A 2,451-nucleotide genomic window follows, 5' to 3' on the forward strand; every position below is an offset into this window, starting at 1 on the left:
TCCCGGCATTCGAGGGCCGCTGCATCCTCGCCGGCTTCGTTGCCCGCCCTCACCGTACCGCGACGGGTACGCCTCGGCCGGGCGCCTCGCCGGACGAGGCGCATCGACCCTCTCGGTGCACGGCCTCTTCAGGAACGGACCTCTGGATGCCGGGGGCCTCCGTTATCAAGCGCTCGCGACCTTGCGCCCGCTCGCTGCCGGTTCCGCTCGACGCGATTTCTTCCTTAGCGAAACAGGCCGCGTCGAGGACCCCCCGCATCGCCCTGTGCGCGGAATGGCGGCCTGCCCCGGCGCGGCGGCTGCGGTCTTCCCCCGTCTGCCCGCGAAACGGGGTCCCACGATCCGCCTAGTGCGCCGTCCCCCGGGGGTCAGGAGGTGGTTACGACCAGAAGGTGCGCCTCTCCCCGGTCGGGCGCGTTCTTCCAGCGGTAGGGCGTGTTCCCGCGGAAGTAGAGGCTGTCTCCCTGCTCGAGCCCAAGGGAGGTTCCGTCGATCTCCACTTCCACCGCGCCCTGGAGCACAAAGAAGAATTCGTCTCCCTGATGGTTGACGAAGTCCTCCCCGCTGTTCGCTCCGGGTTTGAGAATGCAGAGTTTCGGGTGGAAACGCCGGCCCCGGACCGCCGCCGCGAGGCTCAGGAATTCGCTGCCCGGGATGTCCGTCGCGAGCCTTTCCCGGTTCGCGGCGCGGGTCACGACATACTCGACCTCGTCCTCTCCGAGCAGGGAGGAAAGCGACTCGCCCAGAGCCCTTCCGATGGAGGCGAGGGTGTTCACGGTCGGGGACGAAACATTCCGCTCGATCGCGCTGATCGCGGTGGCGGACATGCCGCTCTTTTCCGAGACCTCCTGGAGCGTCAGGTTCTTCCTCTTCCGGATGCTCTTGATCCTCTTTCCGACGTCGATCGTTTCCACGGATCTCACCTCTCTTAGTATATCCATGATATCCCCGGGTCTGTCGCCCTGTAAACAGCTTCTCCAATAAAATGCATCTCGGTCGGGGATTTCGCTGACATCATTCATTCCTGCCAAGATTCCGGAATCCCGCTTTCCCGGGGGATATCGCTTGAATTACCGAATAGGGCTAACTAGAATCACAGGTTACGCATTCACCATTCGACTCCGGGGTACCCCGAGGGAGGCCACCATGCCAGCGACGTTGTTGCCCACCGAGAGTTACAGCATCACGATTCGCGTTGAGATCCAGAGCAAGCCCGGCATGCTCGGAAAGGTCACCACATCGATCGGAGATGCCGGGGGGGATATCGGCGCTGTGGACCTGAGCGGCGTGGGGAAAGGAACGGTCATGCGGGACATCACGGTCAGCACCCGGGGAGTGGAGAATGCCCAGGAGATCATCCGGGCGGTCCAGAAGGTCACGGGGGTGAAAATCATCAACGTATCCGACCGGACCTTCCTCAAGCATATCGGCGGGAAGATCGAGATCAGCGGCAAGATCTCCGTCAAGACCCGGGAGGACCTCTCCATGGCCTACACTCCCGGGGTGGCGCGCGTCTGCATGGCGATCGCGAAAGACGTCAAGAAGTCCCACACCTTGACGATCCGCAAGAACACCGTGGCCGTCGTCAGCGACGGGACCGCAGTGCTCGGACTGGGGGACATCGGGCCCGAGGCGGCGATGCCCGTCATGGAAGGGAAGGCGTTGATCTTCAAGGAGTTCGCCGGCGTGGATGCCTGGCCGATCTGCCTGGCCACGAAGGATACCGACGAGATCGTCCGGATCGTGAAGGCCCTCGCCCCCTCCTTCGGCGGGATCAACCTCGAGGACATCTCCGCTCCCCGGTGCTTCGAGATCGAGGAGCGGCTCAAGGCCGAGCTGGACATCCCCGTCTTCCACGACGACCAGCACGGGACGGCCGTCGTGGTCCTCGCCGCGCTGCTCAACTCCCTGAAGATCGTCAAGAAGCGGTTGGAGGAATTGAAGGTGGTGGTGGCCGGCGTCGGCGCCTCGGGCGTGGCGTGCAGCAAGATGCTGATGAACGCGGGGGTCCGCAACATCATCGGCGTGGATCGCATCGGCGCAATCTACAAGGGGCGCAAGCAGCATATGAACTTCATGAAGGAATGGTATGCCGAACACACCAACCCGTCGAACGAGAAAGGGAAGCTGTCGGACGTCATGGCAAGAGCGGACCTGTTCCTCGGGCTGTCCGGCCCGGGGCTTATCACGGTGGACGACCTGAAGAAGATGGCGAAGGACCCCATCGTCTTCGCGATGGCCAACCCGGTCCCCGAGATCCAGCCCGAGGATGCCGCTCCGTACGTCCGGATCATGGCGACGGGCCGTTCCGACTACCCGAACCAGATCAACAACTCCCTGGTCTTCCCGGGGATCTTCCGCGGGGCGCTCGACTCGCGTGCCTCCTGCATCAACGAGGAGATGAAGCTGGCGGCCGCGCACGCCATCGCCTCCTGCGTGGGGAAAGATGAG

General features: G+C 63.6%; 2 protein-coding genes. One reads left to right on the plus strand and one right to left on the minus strand.

The window, feature by feature from the left end; all coding sequences use genetic code 11:
* Nucleotides 1-368: 368 nt before the first annotated feature.
* Complete coding sequence (locus tag VJ307_08935) at nucleotides 369-923, minus strand: cupin domain-containing protein (protein HJX74268.1); 555 nt, start codon at nucleotides 921-923, stop codon at nucleotides 369-371.
* Nucleotides 924-1,146: 223 nt separating this feature from the next.
* Here VJ307_08935 and VJ307_08940 point away from each other — a divergent pair.
* A partial coding sequence (locus tag VJ307_08940; GenBank protein ID HJX74269.1) for an NAD-dependent malic enzyme occupies nucleotides 1,147-2,451 on the plus strand: 1,305 nt, incomplete at its 3' end.

The sequence above is a fragment of the Candidatus Deferrimicrobiaceae bacterium genome (assembly GCA_035256765.1).
GTDB lineage: Bacteria > Desulfobacterota > Deferrimicrobia > Deferrimicrobiales > Deferrimicrobiaceae > CSP1-8.